This is a genomic window from Acinetobacter sp. 797_lipA (assembly GCF_058243025.1).
Map to the genome: position 1 here is coordinate 748,664 of NZ_JBZAYQ010000001.1, position 15,134 is coordinate 763,797.

Annotated in this window: 10 protein-coding genes and 1 pseudogene; 7 read left to right on the forward strand and 4 right to left on the reverse strand. The window is 42.7% G+C overall.

Annotated elements, in window-relative coordinates:
• Positions 1-63: 63 nt before the first annotated feature.
• Complete coding sequence (locus AC4CU2_RS03630) at positions 64-726, reverse strand: elongation factor P hydroxylase (protein ID WP_058870158.1); 663 nt, start codon at positions 724-726, stop codon at positions 64-66.
• 97 nt (positions 727-823) lie between these two features.
• Here AC4CU2_RS03630 and AC4CU2_RS03635 point away from each other — a divergent pair, with 97 nt between their 5' ends.
• From AC4CU2_RS03635 to lysM, 6 genes are all read left to right on the forward strand, one after another.
• Positions 824-1,381 (forward strand): YceD family protein, encoded by a 558-nt coding sequence (locus AC4CU2_RS03635; RefSeq protein WP_004982945.1) that lies wholly within the window; start codon positions 824-826, stop codon positions 1,379-1,381.
• Positions 1,382-1,457: 76 nt separating this feature from the next.
• A complete protein-coding gene (rpmF, locus tag AC4CU2_RS03640) occupies positions 1,458-1,640 on the forward strand; it encodes a 50S ribosomal protein L32 (RefSeq protein WP_004279227.1) in 183 nt (60 codons plus the stop codon).
• Positions 1,641-1,816: 176 nt separating this feature from the next.
• Complete coding sequence (gene fabD, locus AC4CU2_RS03645; protein ID WP_279679278.1) at positions 1,817-2,803, forward strand: ACP S-malonyltransferase; 987 nt, start codon at positions 1,817-1,819, stop codon at positions 2,801-2,803.
• Positions 2,800-3,534, forward strand: coding sequence for a 3-oxoacyl-ACP reductase FabG (gene fabG / locus AC4CU2_RS03650; RefSeq protein ID WP_490768278.1), 735 nt, complete (start codon positions 2,800-2,802; stop codon positions 3,532-3,534). The genes fabD and fabG overlap by 4 nt, the downstream gene beginning before the upstream one ends.
• 86 nt (positions 3,535-3,620) lie before the next feature.
• Positions 3,621-3,857 carry an acyl carrier protein gene (gene acpP / locus AC4CU2_RS03655; RefSeq protein WP_004695351.1) on the forward strand — a complete coding sequence of 79 codons (237 nt, stop codon included), beginning with the start codon at positions 3,621-3,623 and terminating at the stop codon, positions 3,855-3,857.
• Positions 3,858-4,103: 246 nt separating this feature from the next.
• Positions 4,104-4,577, forward strand: a complete 474-nt coding sequence (gene lysM / locus AC4CU2_RS03660) for a peptidoglycan-binding protein LysM (RefSeq protein ID WP_004982938.1) — start codon at positions 4,104-4,106, stop codon at positions 4,575-4,577.
• Positions 4,578-4,645: 68 nt separating this feature from the next.
• On the opposite strand, the gene AC4CU2_RS03665 is transcribed toward lysM, so the two are convergent.
• Genes AC4CU2_RS03665 through atzF form a run of 3 tightly spaced genes read right to left on the reverse strand, consistent with a single transcriptional unit; the run spans position 4,646 to position 10,806 of the window.
• Positions 4,646-5,350 (reverse strand): GntR family transcriptional regulator, encoded by a 705-nt coding sequence (locus AC4CU2_RS03665; RefSeq protein ID WP_490768279.1) that lies wholly within the window; start codon positions 5,348-5,350, stop codon positions 4,646-4,648.
• 3 nt (positions 5,351-5,353) lie between these two features.
• Positions 5,354-8,956: an urea carboxylase gene (gene uca, locus AC4CU2_RS03670; protein ID WP_490768280.1), complete on the reverse strand. Its 3,603-nt coding sequence runs from the start codon at positions 8,954-8,956 to the stop codon at positions 5,354-5,356.
• 20 nt (positions 8,957-8,976) lie between these two features.
• On the reverse strand, positions 8,977-10,806 hold the full coding sequence (atzF, locus tag AC4CU2_RS03675; protein WP_490768281.1) for an allophanate hydrolase: 1,830 nt from the start codon (positions 10,804-10,806) through the stop codon (positions 8,977-8,979).
• A gap of 1,115 nt (positions 10,807-11,921) precedes the next feature.
• On the opposite strand from atzF, the pseudogene AC4CU2_RS03680 reads away from it, so the two are divergent.
• A pseudogene (locus AC4CU2_RS03680) lies at positions 11,922-15,133 on the forward strand (type VI secretion system Vgr family protein).
• Position 15,134 lies beyond the last annotated feature (1 nt).

The following is a 15,134-nucleotide window of genomic DNA, read 5'->3' on the forward strand; positions in this document are numbered from 1 at the left end:
TTTCAACATTATCGCGCTTTATCTCGGTGATGTTCAATGACCAAAATGTGAATCGTGTGAAATTTAGTCGAGCATTTCTCTTTGAAATTCATCGCTCTGTAATGTTTTGCCAGCACGAGTACATAGGCAAATACAGTCAATGAAGTGTTTCGCATCACGTGGTAATTGAGCTTGGCCTGAAAAATAAGCCTGAACTTGAGCGAAAACATGGTCTTTGAAGCGGTTGCCGTCACCACCTTCACCAGTCAGATTGTCTAAGGAAACACGGAACTTCCGACCAAAAGCTGTGGCAAATAACCATTCAATGGCTTGCGGTTTAATTTCAACCTGCTCAAATAAAGCTTGTTGCTCAGCCGTACGACCATCGGGTGCATACCAGTAGCCTAAGTCGGGGAGTAGACGGCGTTGGTCTCCTGCGATGCTCCAATGGCTGATTTCATGCAAGGCGCTATTAAAAAAACCATGGGCAAATTGGATGCGTGCAGGGGTGCTGTCTATCGCGGGAAAATATTCAGGTTCAAAGTCACCTTTAACCAAGTTGACATTCAGGTGGGAAAACCAACGATTAAAGTGTAAGATGAGCCAATCAACTTGTTCTGCTTCTGTACACAAATTCTCCCACGTCGAGAGTTGCACTTGGCGGTTTGAAATGTCAGAATCGACAGTTGAAATTGTGCTCACAAGTGATGAAATACTCACTTCTGTTTGCGGCTGCAACAGATGCATGACTTAAGTTACCCAAATGGTCTGTCTAAATAAGTACAAAATTGTATCTTAATCTTTGACAGAGTACTGATGAATTTGTAGAATTGCCGCCTTAATTATGTCAGCAAATACCTTTCCGGCACAGATTGAGCCGTTTAAATGGGCCGAACAAGGCTTTACATGGTCAGGAACACTGCCATTGTCTCGCTTTGCTCGTATAGCCCGTGAAGCTGTTGGATCAATTGATGATCAATTGATTAACATAGACTGTAAGCTATCAATGGATGCGTATCATCGTATTGTATGGTTAGATGGTCACGTTGAAACGAACGTTCCAATGGAATGCCAGCGCTGTTTAGGCACGGTAAACATTGAACTCGTTTCAGATTTTCATCTAGCTCTAGTGGATGATGAGTCACTGATAGAGCGCTTGGATGAGGATGCTGATTTCATCGTCTTAGGTGAAAGTGAAGCAACGACGAAAGGTAGCTATGATGCGCCTGCGACGGCTGATTTACTGTCTCTGATAGAAGATGAATTGTTATTGTTGATGCCTTTGTCTGCTAAGCATGACGCTTGTGAACATAAGCACCAACCTGCCGTTGAAGAACTTGTTGAAGAAAAGCGGGATAATCCGTTTGATGTTTTGGCAAGTTTGAAGGGTAAACTTAACTAATTTTTGTGTTATACTCTTCCGTATAAGACAACTGAATTTGTTCTGATCCATATTTTTCGATTTGTAAGGAGCCATCATGGCCGTTCAGCAAAACCGTAAAAGTCGCTCTCGCCGTGACATGCGCCGTTCACATGACGCTTTAACCGAGAATGCATTAACTGTAGACCAAGCTACTGGCGAGACTCACCGTCGTCACCACGTATCTAAAGATGGTATCTACCGTGGTCGTCAATTATTCGCTAAAGCATCTGCTGAATAATTGTCGAAGCATTAAGCTTAAAGCTTAGTCGAAAAAAGGGGAGCGTAAAGCTCCCTTTTTTTGTTGTCGAATTTTTATCGCTGCTGTTTTTGTTGTATTTGGCAATTACATCGACCTAAATTAAGTGTTAAATTTTCGCTCCATAAACGAGAGCAAAGACAAGAAAGGACTTTTTTATGTCTGCGAAACAACTTGATCAAGTCGCTCAGGCAACAAAAACAGCTTTTGTATTTCCCGGTCAGGGTTCACAAAAGGTTGGCATGTTGGCTGAATTGGCAGAACAATTTGCCAGTGTTGAAGCAACATTTGCAGAAGCCTCTAAAGCGGTTGGATTCGATTTGTGGCACATTGCACAATCTGGTGAAGGTTTAGACCAAACTGAATTTACCCAACCAGTATTGTTAACTGCCAGTATTGCTTTGTGGCGTGTATGGTTAGAACTTGGTGGTGTTGCACCGAAGTATTTGGCGGGACACTCACTTGGTGAATACAGTGCGTTGGTTGCAGCAGGAAGCCTAAGCTTAGGTGATGCAGTCAAGCTGGTAAATTTGCGTGGTAAGTTGATGCAAAGTGCTGTACCTCAAGGTAAGGGTGCCATGGCAGCCATCTTAGGTTTAGATGATGCGCAAGTTGTTGCTTTATGCCAACAAGTTTCGAATCAAGCTGAAGGTTCAGTTGAAGCGGCTAACTACAATGCTCAAGGTCAAGTGGTGATTGCTGGTGAAAAAGCAGCAGTTGAAGCAGTGATGGCTTTAGCCAAAGAAAACAGCGGCAAAGCGATTGCACTCCCAGTTTCTGTTCCATCGCATTGTTCATTGATGAAGCCTGCTGCAGAACAGTTCGCACAAGCTTTGGAACAAACTGCCATTGAGCTGCCTAGCATACCTGTAATACAAAATGTGGGCGCGGAAATTGCTACAGATGTAGCACAAGTCCGCCAAGCACTTACCGCTCAGTTATATGAGTCTGTACAGTGGACCAAAACCATGCAGTTTATTCAGGATCAAGGGATCCAATATGTTGCAGAGTGTGGTCCAGGCAATGTTTTGGCAAACTTGGCAAAACGTCTACCTAATATTGAAAAAGCATTTCCACTCGATAGTAAATCACGCTTGGAAGATGCACTAAATGCCATTTTAGTGGCTGAAGGAAAAATTGCATGACACAGGAACGCAAAATTGCACTCGTGACAGGTGCAAGTCGAGGGATTGGTGCTGCCATCGCTCAGCAACTTATTCAAGATGGTTATTTTGTTGTGGGTACTGCGACATCTGAATCAGGTGCAGAAAAACTTGCTGCAAGCTTCGGTGAACACGGTGCAGGTAAAGTGCTCGATGTTCGTGATGGTGCTGCCATTGATGCGCTTGTCATTGACATTGAACAAAACTATGGCCCTGTGTTGGTTTTGGTGAACAATGCTGGGATTACCAAAGATAATTTGTTACTTCGTATGTCAGAAGATGACTGGGATGACATTTTAAATATCCATTTAAAAGCAGTTTACCGTTTGTCGAAACGTGTTTTAAAGGGTATGACCAAAGCACGTTTTGGACGAATTATTAATATTAGTTCTGTGGTTGCGCATTTTGCCAACCCAGGTCAGGCCAACTATTCAGCAGCGAAAGCTGGTATTGAAGCATTTAGCCGTAGCCTTGCAAAAGAAATGGGCAGCCGTCAAATCACTGTAAACTCAGTGGCGCCTGGTTTTATTGCAACAGAAATGACTGAGCAATTAAGCGAAGACATCCGTAAGAAAATGAGCGATCAAGTGGCCTTGAACCGTTTAGGTGATCCACAAGATATTGCAAATGCGGTGAGCTTCTTGGCATCAGACAAAGCAAATTACATTACTGGTACGGTAATGCATGTAAATGGTGGTCTATACATGAGCTAATTGGCTGATGGATAAACTTTCAAAATTTTAAAGATTCAATTAAACTAACGGCATTAAAAACGCCACAAGCAATGAGGAGAATTCCTGTGAGCGATATCGAACAACGCATCAAGCAAGCAGTTGCAGAACAACTTGGTCTTAAGGCTGAAGAAATCAAAAACGAAGCATCTTTCATGGATGACTTAGGTGCTGACTCTTTAGACCTTGTTGAGCTTGTTATGTCTTTCGAAAACGACTTTGACATCACAATCCCAGATGAAGATTCTAACGAAATCACAACTGTACAATCTGCGATTGACTACGTTTCTAAGAAACTAGGTTAATACATATTGTTTCAGCTTTGCTGAATGGAAAGGCCACCCACTTGGGTGGCTTTTTTATGCCTTTCAAAAAATGCAAAGCACCTAACTCACCTTTAAAATCTGCTATTTACTCGGGTAACTTACAAAGCTTTACCTTAAAAGGACTTTTCGCTACCAAATCTGTTGTCTTTTTTGGGTATAAAAAAGGGTGTCTCATTTTTGAGCATTTACTATAACAACACTGATATAACAAGATGGAGCATACACATGGGTCTTTTTGATTTTGTTAAAGGCATTGGTAAGAAAAACACAGCAGCAGCCGAGCCTCAAGCTGCACCAAGCACACCAGCAGAGCCATCTGCTCAAGAAATTGCTAACAAGTTATTGGGTCATATCAAAGCATTGGGCTTACCTGTGACGGGACTTTCAGTCAGCTATAACTCAACTACGGATTTGGCGACCGTGAAAGGGCAAGTTCAGACTCAAGCCGATAAAGAAAAGATTGTTTTAGCCGTCGGTAATATTGACCATGTGGCACAAGTCGATGATCAACTCACTGTGGCTAGCCCTGAACCTGAAAGTAAGTTCTACACGGTTAAATCGGGGGATAACTTATCGAAAATTTCCAAAGCATTTTATGGTGATGCCAACCAGTATAATAAAATTTTTGAGGCCAACCGTCCGCTATTGAAAGATGCAGATGATATTTTTCCAGGCCAAGTCCTACGTATTCCTGCTTAAGTCCAAAGGTTGAAGAAAAGGCGCATGAAGCGCCTTTTTTATTGGAGAGTGGAATGTTGATCGAGTGCTTAGCGACTTACTTTCACAACAGCATGCTGACTGAGCATACCTAAGGTAATTTTTTTTACTTCATCTCGACTTTGTTGAATGTGAGCGCTGATCTTTTCAACGGCAAGCTCCGTCTGTTGCTGTGCTATATAATTCAAAATGGCTTGATGCTCAGCATAGGTGGCTTCAATTCGATCCATTTTTGAAAAATCGAGGCGCCGAATAATGCGAATTTTTTCACTGACCTCTTGATGAATTTTGATCATTTCTTGATTGCCAATGGCACGAACCAACGCACAGTGAAAATCTTCATCAATTTTCGCCATGGCTTTTAAACTTGACAGATACTGCTCAGGTGCAACCATCCAAATTTTGTGTAGGTGTTTCATTTCCTTCGATGGCTGAGATGCACTGCTGCATAACTTTCGAATTGCGTACTGCTCAATCATGATGCGTAGCTCATACAGCTCATCGTAGTATTGCAAGTTCAACGGACGGACAGTCCAGCCACTACGAAATGCCACCTCTACATAGCCTTCTTGTTGCAATCGATATAGCGCCTGCCGCGCAGGCGTGCGGCTGACCTGATAGTTCAAGGCGATTTCGGATTCGGTAAAACGTTCACCCGGCATCAATTTGAAATCAAAAATATCGTTTTTTATTTGCTGGTAAACCAGTTCAGACAAATTGTCTGAACTTGAACCTGCACGTGTCATATTGGGCATGTGTTATTCCATATAAACCAAAGGCTCACCGCTATGAACGGTTTGTCCAGCCCGACAAATAATGGCTTTGACAGTACCATCATCCGCAGCGTACACCGGTAATTCCATTTTCATGGCTTCAATGATAGCAATGGTTTCCCCTTTTTTCACAATCTGACCTTGTTCCACTAATATTTTCCAAATATTACCGGTCATCGAAGCATGTAGTGCTGCATAGGCGCTGTAGTCGGTCTCATCAGGTACTTCTGCAATCAGATGTTCTTGATGATCAACACTTTCTTTCCATAAGCCGACTTCAGCGCTAAAAGCCTGTTGTTGCTGTGCTTTAAACTCGGCAATGCTGTCTTTTTCATCTTCAAGTAGTTGTAAATACGCTGCATAGTCAAATTCAGTGTCTTCAATTTGAATTTGTTTTTGACCATTTTCAAAGTCGGCACGCCATTGCTCTAACTCTGACTCAGATACGGGGAAGTATTTGATTTGATCAAAGAAGTTTAAGAACCATTGTTTGTCGCCAAACTGTTTGTTCTTTTTAAACTTATTCCAGATGGGTAGGGTGCGTCCGACCAGTTGGTAGCCACCTGGAGAGTCCATGCCGTAGATACACATATACATGCCGCCAATGCCTACGGTACCTTCAGCGGTAAAAGTACGTGCAGGGTTGTACTTTGAACTTAATAGGCGATGGCGTGGGTCAATCGGTACTGCACAGGGCGCGGTGAGATAAACATCACCAAGGCCTAAAATGAGGTAATGGGCATTGAAAATAATTTCTTTGACTTGCTCTCGGCTGTTTAAACCATTTATGCGTTGAATAAAATCGACATTATTCGGTAGCCAAGGCGCTTTGGCACAGACACTTTCTTGATAGCGTTCAACAGCACCTAAAGTTGCACTGTCTTCGAATGCCATTGGGAGATGAATGATCCGTGACGGAATCTTGATTTGGCTTAAATCACCCATTTGCTGTTCAAGCTTGAGTAGAAATTCGATCAATTGATGCTGTGGAAGCGTGAGTCCATCATATTTGATTTGCAGCGAGCGTACACCGGGGGACAGTTCCAATATGCCTTTAATATTGGCTGCGCGGATTAATTGTATCAATTGGTGAACACGCAAGCGCAGGGCCAAGTCTAAAACGTTGTCACCGTACTCCAGTAAGATATAGCTGTCGCCCGCTTGGCGGTATACCGTGCGTGGAGACACGTCAGTTGCCTCTAAGCTGGCAAGAATTGCGGATGGCGGAATGTCACTGCTTGGCGGCTCAGAATTAAGGGCTGCGTGGGCAAAGTTTTCGATCCGTTCAATTTGTTGTTGTTCTAAGGCATTGGCTTGTTCAACAGTTAAAGGATAAAAGCTGATTTTATCATCGGCTTTAAGCTGACCCACTTTCCAAAGTTCAGCTTTGGCAATAGTTACAGGGCAAACGAAGCCCCCCAGGCTTGGCCCATCTTTGGCGAGAATGACAGGAAAGTCGCCTGTGAAGTTAATTGCACCAATGGCATATTCACAGTCATGGACATTCGATGGGTGAAGTCCTGCCTCACCGCCATTTTCACGTGCCCAGCTTGGTGTTGGCCCTGACAGTCGGATGCCTAGACGGTTGGAGTTAAAGTGTACGGTCCATTCAGATGCAAAAAACTCTTCAATATATTCGGGTTTAAAGAAGTCAGGTGCACCATGTGGTCCATACAGCACCCCAATTTTCCACTCTTTGCCATAGCTTGGAATCAGTGCAGGAGATAGAGCTTGTGGTTCTTGTATGGCTAAAGGGATATCGCTATTTGGATGGGCTGTGTTGACGAGTTTGATCATGTCACCTGCACGAAGCACACGTCCTGCATGCCCGCCAAAGTTACCTAAAGCAAAAGTAGAACGACTGCCCAAATATAGGGGGACATCGAGCCCATGACGCACTGCTAAATAGCTACGACAACCAGACTCGACCTGTCCTAAGCTGAGTACTTGACCTGCGCAAATGTGAATCGGTTGCCAAAAGTTCACGGGCTTATCGTCGAGTTGCGCAGGGCATGGTGCACCTGTGAGTGCAATCACAGTGTCTTGGTGAAACTTGAGACTTGGGCCTTGCAGAGTGAACTCGAAGCCTGCTGCGCTAGCATCATTCCCTACAATTTGATTGGCCAATTGAAAAGCATAGTCATCCATAGGACCCGATGGTGGTACACCGATATCCCAATAACCAACACGTCCCGGAAAGTCCTGAATCGAGCTTTGTGTACCAGCTTGGAGTACTTCAATCACATTCGGTACGTAGTCAAAGTCATCTAGCAAGCGTGTCCAGATTTGCATTTGTGCAAAGCGTTCATCAGAGATCACGCTATGTGCATAGTCTAAATTGGTGCTGATGCCATTTAAACGAGTTTGAGAGAGTACATTTTTTAGTTGCTCAATGGCTTGTGCACGGGTGTCCGCATGTACGATGATTTTGGCAATCATCGGGTCAAAATATTGCGAAATTTCTGTTCCTGTTGAAACCCAAGTATCAATACGGCAATTGTCTGGAAATGCAACTTCGGTCAGTACACCCGGGCTGGGCTGGAAGTTCTTAACTGGATCTTCTGCATAAATACGCACTTCAATCGCCGCACCTTGTGGTTGGATGTTGCTCAGTGCCGTCCAATCCAGTGCATCGCCCGCAGCGACTTTAAGCATGCATTCAATCAGGTCTAAACCCGTCACCATCTCAGTGACAGGATGTTCTACTTGTAGTCGGGTATTGACCTCAAGGAAGTAAAATTCATCACGTGCAGCATCATAAATAAATTCGACCGTACCTGCGCTGCGGTAATTGACCGATTTGCCGAGCTCAACTGCTGCTTGGTGTAGTTTTTGACGTGTGGCTTCGGGGAGATGAGCCGCTGGGGTCTCTTCCACTACCTTTTGGTTACGACGTTGCAATGAACAGTCGCGTTCACCCAATGCAACCACTTGACCTTGGCCATCACCAAAAATCTGAACTTCGACATGACGCGCACGGTCAATAAAACGTTCTAAAAATACGCCCGAATCTTTAAAAAATTGTGCGCCTAAACGTTTGACGCTTTCATAAGCTTCAACTAAGGCTTGTTCATTATCACAGCGGGTAAGACCTATACCACCACCGCCTGCGGTGCTTTTCAGCATGATGGGATAACCAATCTCTGTAGCCACAGAAATTGCCTCATCTAAGCTTTCAAGTAACCCTGTCCCTGGTGTCATAGGCACCTGTGCAGCCGCCGCAAGTTCACGTGCACGGTGTTTTAAACCAAACTCTAAAATTTGTGTCGCGGTTGGCCCCATAAAGGCAATATTATTTTTCTCACAAGCCTCTGCAAATTCAGCGCTTTCTGATAAAAAGCCATAGCCGGGGAAAATAGCTTCAGCCCTCGTTTTTTGTGCAGCTTGAATCAATTTTTCAATGTTTAAATAAGTGTCGGATGGTTTTAAGCCGTCTAAGGCAATGGCAATGTCTGCATCTTTGACATGTTGTGCGTAACGGTCACTGTCTGAATATACCGCTACACTGGTCATCCCCAGTTTTTTTAAAGTGCGAATTGCACGTACAGCAATTTCGCCACGGTTTGCAATCAATACAGTTTTAAACATTTTATAATTCCTAAATTTGACTAAGCTTGTTCTACTTTTGAATTGTTACGGTGCTGGATATAGTCGCGCCAACCGCCAAAGTGGCTGATGTTTTCAGCATCGTTTAAGCCATAAGGTTCACAAATGAAGCCTTTCACCCATCGACCGTCTGCCAGTTCGACATTGCCCATGCCTAGTGGTGTCGGAATCTCTGCGACAAATTCTCCAAAGCGAGCGGTGGGTACATCCCACAGTTCAACAATGATCTGCTGACCGTGTTCATCGACTCGGGCTAGACCGGGTTTAGGTGGGACAGTGCCGTTTAGTGCAAACAGGGCATAGTGCTCAGCGGTATGTGTGGTTTCCACAAGCACAGCATCACGTGTGAACAATTGGAAGTTCAACGGCATTCCTGTCAGGTGTGCCCCAACCACCGCAACACGGATATGATGTGGAGAGACTGTGTTCTGTGGCATAGGAATAGATGCATATCGGTCTAAGGCACCCAGCTTTAAGTTCAAATGCGTCTGCCAAATTTTCCCAAATTCAATCAGGGCTTGGTCATACCATGCAGGTGCAATTAGGCTGATGCCGAAAGGTAAACCGTCGGTGCGGAAACCCGCGGGCAGGGCGAGGGCACTTAAATCGGCGAGGTTGGTAAAATTGGTATAAGTTCCAAACTCAGAGTTCAGACTAATCGGTGACTGTTCCATTTCCGCAAGAGTATGAATGGTTGGGGAGGTGGGAACAATCAATGCATCAAATTGGGCCAAAGTGTCTTGAATTTTTCGGCTTAAGTCCTGCTTTAAGTACTCTGCGTTATAGGCATCGACTGCACTAAAATCATGACCTTTTTGAATGATTGCACGTACTGTCGGATCGAAAACATCGGGTTGCTGTGCCAACAACTCGGCAACCGACGCCGTACGTTCTGCCACCCATGAGCCTTGATAAAGTTGGGCTGCTAACTGTTCAAACGCTAAAAAATCAATTTCAGTAATTTCAGCCCCTAGAACTTTTAACTGTTCTACCGCCAGTTGGAAGGCATACTTAGCTTGGTCATCACCAAAGAATTCCAGTTTTTGGGGAATAGCAAAATGTGGTTTAGCCGAGAGTTTCGCAGGTGCAGTCTTTGGATGCTGGCGTGAATAGCTATCTAGCGCATCGTAGTGTTCTACCATTTGGGCAATGGTGTCGGCGTCTGTTACCGTTAATGCGAAAATCGAAATACAGTCCAAGCTTTTACAAGCTGGTAATAAACCACGATTTGAAAAACGGCCTTTAGTCGGTTTTAGCCCAATAATATTGTTAAATGCAGCAGGAACACGGCCAGAGCCTGCAGTATCTGTTCCGAGTGCAAAGGGCACCAAGCCACGAGCAACAACACTGGCTGAACCAGAGCTAGAGCCACCACTGACATAGTCAGCATTAAAGGTATTGCTGACTGCGCCAAAGGGAGAGCGCGTACCCACGAGACCCGTTGCGAATTGGTCTAAATTCGTTTTTCCCACAACTATTGCCCCTGCATTTTTAAGCAGGCGAATGGTTTCGGCATCTTGCGTAGCAACAGTTGTTAGGGCCTTGCATGCGGCCGAGGTGACAAAACCAGCAACGTCGATGTTATCTTTCACTGCAAACGGAATACCGTATAAAGGCAGTTCTTTGCTGGGGTCTGTGGCTTGATCTGCTTTTTGCTTTAAGGCTTCAATTTGTTGGGAAAGTATTTCTGTCGTAGCAATTGAAATCCATGCATGATCAGGTTGTGGTAATTGCGCTACATAGTCGATTAAATCTTCAAGATGAATATCTTGGTTGAGATAAGCGGTTTGCCATTCTTGAAGTGTCCAGCCAATGCATTTGTTCTGACTCATTTTTTGCATTCCAACTTGTATACATGATGGAATACAAAAAAGCAGAATCTATGCCAATCTAATCAATTTGATTTATCTTTGGTTATAATTGTTATAAATCAAATTGTTGAGAATAATAATTTAGTTTAATTGAGTGATTCTAAGTGTTTTTAGAGTTGCACCAAAACAAGCGCATAGGGGAATTAATGGTGCTTTTCATGATCAAGCCTTGGGTGGTTTGACGTTAAACTATTTAAAAAGAGGGTTTAAATCATATTCGTTGTTTATGTAAGTTGAGGGAATTAAAGTCAAAAGGATAGAGGATGAAATATATTCTAAAATAGGATGATTTAAAGAAACTATACACACTCAGTTTTTAATTTTTATGTATAACTGAATATATTTGAGCTATACCAAATCTGAAAAGTTGCAAGTTTCATTTAACTCTTGACCAATACAACCGTTGAAATTTGCAGAGATGATCAATAAATCACGCGTATAACTTATAATAAACTATTATTTTTATAATTGTGAATTCAGTTTTTCTAATCTTTCCTGTGTAGTTAATTCTAAGTCATATATTGATATACATAGGCTGGTTGGATCTCAATTCAAATACTAAGATGTAAATATCTAGGTCTTTTTTTCGAATAATAATTGATGTGCTTAATCTTTATTTATCCTGCATAAGGTGATGATCTAAACTCTCTGTCAGTAGCAGCTCAATTGCTTCTATGTATAAGCTATTGGCAGTAGGCTATGTATCTATGAGGAGTGGCCTTATTATCCTGATAAGCAACAGCTTCAAGAATTGCAGGTTATGTAGAATGCTGTAATTGTTAACGGGTTAAACGAAGTTTGAGTAAATTGCAAACCAGTATGAAAAAATAAAATTTTAGTGGTCTGGTATCAACTGAAAAATTTTAATATTTCTATAGCGGGCAGAGAAATGAATTGGGTGAAGCTAAATATGGGGGATAATATAAAAACTAGAAAAATAGAAACTTGCAGAAAGATTAGTAATTTTTCGGAAAAATGGCTCTGAAACTTAAAAAATTTATTAAAGTTACAAAAAATTAAAGAAATTTTTTGAGACTTTTGTACAATCAGCCACAACTTAAAATTTAATAATAACGATGCCCAATAATATTTATGCTGCAATAGAGCAACTTGGACTTAGTGCACAAAAACGTGCCATTCATATTCAGTTCAGCAATACTTCGCTCAACGAACAAGTATTCCTTCAGCGCATAGATGGAACACATGAACTGAATGCCGGTATAGAGTTACAGCTCCTTTGCTTATCTACCTCCGCTCATATTCCGTTAAAGCAATTTATTGGTAGTCAGGTGGCTGTCGATATTGTCACTGATAAATCAGAACTCAATCGTATTCAGGTATCATAACCAAGGCGGATGTAGGGGCAAGCGATGGCGCTTTAACCATATACCGTTTAACCGTGGAAGACCCGACAGCCTTATGGAAGCATCGACGTAACTCTAGAGTTTTCATGGCGAAGTCTGTTGTTGATGTGGTTCAAACCATTTTTGCCGAGTGGCAGCAACGTAGTCCCTTATTTGCTTCAAGTTTGATTTTGGATAAAAGTGGTTTAAGCAAAGAATATGATGTGCGCCCATTCATTATGCAAGCGAATGAATTGGATAGTGAATTTATCCAAAGGCTGCTCTCTTCAGAGGGGATTAACTGGCTTATTGATGAATCTCAGCTCAAAGTGTCCAGTTCAAGTGAACCCATTCAGCCACAAAAACTTAGACTGATTGATGACAACGCTCAATATCAAAGTTTAGAGCGTCAGAATATTCGCTTCCATCGTAGCAGTGCTGTAGAAAGCAGTGATTCGATTACAAATTTGGTCGGGCAGCGTTCTATACAACCAACATCTGTCCATATTCAACATTGGCAAGCAAATACTTTAGAAGTAGAAGAAGGTGCGGGTTCAGTTCAAAGTAAACATAGCCATAGTGATAATCAAGACAACGCCAGTCTAGGTTTAGAGCAGGCGTGGCATTTCTCACCTGCATGGATACAAGACCTTAAAGATGAAGATGGAGCGACCAAATCAGGCAATAGTCAGATTGAAAAGTTTAATCAAAATCTTGGTCACTATTACGACTTACAAGCCAAACAATTTACGGCTACCTCGACCGTACGAGATGCACAAGTGGGTTACTGGTTTGAACTCAACGAACACCCTGAAATTGATCAGCATAGTGGTTCAGACAAAGAATTCTTAATCACATCTAAAAAATTCTATAATCAGAATAATTTGCCTAAAGATTTGACCGATCAAATCACAGCTTTGTTGAAACAAACCAATTGGCAACAGGCTGAAATTACAACAAATAATAAAGAAGAACGCCAAGCCAATCACCTCGTCTTACAACGACGTAATATCAGTATTGTTCCAGAGTACAATCCTCTGCGACAACGGCCTATTGCATCACCACAACGTGCGAAAGTTGTTGGACCAAGTGGTGATGAAATTCACGTGGATGAATGGGGGCGTATTAAAGTCCGTTTCCTGTTCACGCGTAATGAAGACAATACTCACGATGGCGGTGCAGGTTCAAATGACAATGACACAGATTCTGCTTGGATTGATGTGCTCACACCTTGGGCTGGTGAGGGTTATGGCACACGCTTCTTACCGCGTATTGGAGAAATTGTGGTTATCGACTTCTTTGATGGCAATATCGACAGACCCTTTGTCGTGGGGCGCATCCATGAAGCACAACGTCATCCAAGCAAGTTTGACAATACAGGCAAACTGCCTGATACCAAAAAACTGGCAGGGATTCGATCAAAAGAGGTTCAAGGCGAGGGCTTTGGGCAACTACGTTTTGATGACACGACGGGTCAGATCAGCACCCAACTACAAAGCAGTCATGGTGCGACACAACTGAATTTAGGAAATCTGAGTCATCCTAAAGAAACGGACACGAGTGAAGGGCGAGGTGAAGGTTTTGAACTGCGTACTGACCAGTGGGGAGCTGTCCGTGCTGGACAAGGCTTACTTGTTTCCACGTATAAACAAGATCAAGCCAAAGGTGAGCATCTAGATGCTGAAGTTGCCAAGAAACAACTAGAAGCCAGTCAGACAAATAGTAAAGCTTTAAGTGATATTGCCAAAAATCAAAAGACTGATGAAATTGAATCGCTTGAGCAGCTTAAAGAATTTGCAGAACAACTCGAACAAAAAATTGCAAAATTCAAAAAGGCAGTTTTATTACTCAATTCACCTGACGGAATTGCCCTAAGTACAGCTGAAGATATTCATTTCTCTGCTGATTCACAAATTAATCAGATTGCAGGCGATAGTATCAACTTCAGCACCCAAAAGAACTGGATTGCTCAGGCGCAAAATAAACTGAGCTTGTTTGCTGCGCAAGGTGGGATCAAAGCAGTAGCAGCACAGAGTAAAGTTGAGATCCAAGCTCAATCAGATGCGTTGGATATACTTGCTAAAAAAGGCATTATTATTTCCTCGACTGAGGACCGTATCGAAATTAGCAGTCCTAAAGAGATTGTCATCACAGGGGCTACATCACAAATCACCTTAAATAGTTCAGGGATTTTCCCTAAAACAGGAGGTGAATTTAGAGTGAATGCAGCACAGCATGTGTTCCAAAGTGGGGCGACAGCGAGTACCAAATCAAGTTTACCACCACCACCGAAGCGTGGTCAGGGGGTACTTGAGTTATTACATGATTATGCACATGGCGATTTTGTTAAACAGGGCGGCTATACCGTTACTGATTCACTTGGTAAGCAATTTAAAGGGCAACTGGATGATAAAGGCTTTGTCCGTGTTTCAGGATTAGCGACAGGCGCAGCCAAAGTTGTATTTGAAGAAGATCAACGTAATCCATGGGATGAAGCGAGTGACTTTAAACGACCACCTATGTGGCCAAATGAAAATGATCCTGATGCACAAAGTTTAATGGGGAAGGCTGAATCTGTACTAAAAAATGCAGTAAGTGAAGCGAAGAAAACATTAGGTCAAGCATTTACCAATCCTGAGACAATTAAGAAAACAATTGGAGCAGCCAGCATGTTGAAAGATGGAGGGGCAAAGACATTGCTCCCAATGCTAAAACAAGGTGCTGAAACGCAGTTGACCAATCAAATCGCCAGCTTTGTACCCAAAGCACTTGGACAAAATTCTAAAGGGCAAAGTATAGCCAATGGGGTGCAAGGAGTTGTTGCTAGCAATAGCCTAGAACCAATCAAAAATCCATTAAGACAAAAAGCTTCAAATACCACGGGTCAAAGCACAACTTTGATCAATAGTAACCCGATGAATGCTATGAATTTAACATTTAAGTAAG

What these genes read in the sequence shown, in the direction of transcription:
- AC4CU2_RS03630 (WP_058870158.1), bottom strand. Translation starts at nt 726, where the DNA reads ATGCATCTGTTGCAGCCGCAAACAGAAGTGAGTATTTCATCACTTGTG.
- AC4CU2_RS03635 (WP_004982945.1), top strand. Translation starts at nt 824, where the DNA reads ATGTCAGCAAATACCTTTCCGGCACAGATTGAGCCGTTTAAATGGGCC.
- rpmF (WP_004279227.1), top strand. Translation starts at nt 1,458, where the DNA reads ATGGCCGTTCAGCAAAACCGTAAAAGTCGCTCTCGCCGTGACATGCGC.
- fabD (WP_279679278.1), top strand. Translation starts at nt 1,817, where the DNA reads ATGTCTGCGAAACAACTTGATCAAGTCGCTCAGGCAACAAAAACAGCT.
- fabG (WP_490768278.1), top strand. Translation starts at nt 2,800, where the DNA reads ATGACACAGGAACGCAAAATTGCACTCGTGACAGGTGCAAGTCGAGGG.
- lysM (WP_004982938.1), top strand. Translation starts at nt 4,104, where the DNA reads ATGGGTCTTTTTGATTTTGTTAAAGGCATTGGTAAGAAAAACACAGCA.
- AC4CU2_RS03665 (WP_490768279.1), bottom strand. Translation starts at nt 5,350, where the DNA reads ATGCCCAATATGACACGTGCAGGTTCAAGTTCAGACAATTTGTCTGAA.
- uca (WP_490768280.1), bottom strand. Translation starts at nt 8,956, where the DNA reads ATGTTTAAAACTGTATTGATTGCAAACCGTGGCGAAATTGCTGTACGT.
- atzF (WP_490768281.1), bottom strand. Translation starts at nt 10,806, where the DNA reads ATGAGTCAGAACAAATGCATTGGCTGGACACTTCAAGAATGGCAAACC.